This window comes from Xanthobacter autotrophicus (assembly GCF_029991245.1).
Taxonomy (GTDB): Bacteria; Pseudomonadota; Alphaproteobacteria; order Rhizobiales; family Xanthobacteraceae; genus Xanthobacter; species Xanthobacter autotrophicus_C.
On sequence record NZ_JAIVFO010000381.1, the window covers coordinates 1 to 431 of the forward strand.

Genomic DNA, 431 nt, shown 5'->3' on the forward strand with positions numbered 1-431 from the left:
CCGAAGCCCATGGCGTGCGCTTCCGCATGGGCTGCCACGTCACCGCGCTGCGCACCGCGGGCGGCGCCATCGACCATGTCGAGATCACCGACGCAGAAGGCCGCTACGAGCGCGTGCGCAGCGACGCCTACGTGCTCGCCATGGGCTCGTTCAGCCCGCTGCTGGCGGAGCCGCTCGGCCTGCGCCTGCCGATCTACCCGGCCAAGGGCTATTCGGCCACGATCCCGGTGCGCGACCCCGCCGCGGCCTACGAGGTGAGCCTGACCGACGACGAATACAAGCTGGTCTTCTCGCGCTACACGCGTCCCGCGCAGGGTGGCCAGCCGGCGCGCGACGTGATGCGCATCGCCGGCACGGCCGAACTGAACGGCTACGGCCGCGACCTGAACCCGGTGCGCTGCGAGGCCATCGTGCGGCGCGTGGAGCAGCTC

Annotated in this window: 1 protein-coding gene; it reads left to right on the top strand. The window is 71.9% G+C overall.

Going from position 1 to position 431, the window contains the following annotated elements; genetic code table 11:
* Positions 1 to 431: FAD-dependent oxidoreductase (locus K9U41_RS23320; RefSeq protein ID WP_282643213.1), on the top strand; the 431-nt coding region annotated here is incomplete at both ends.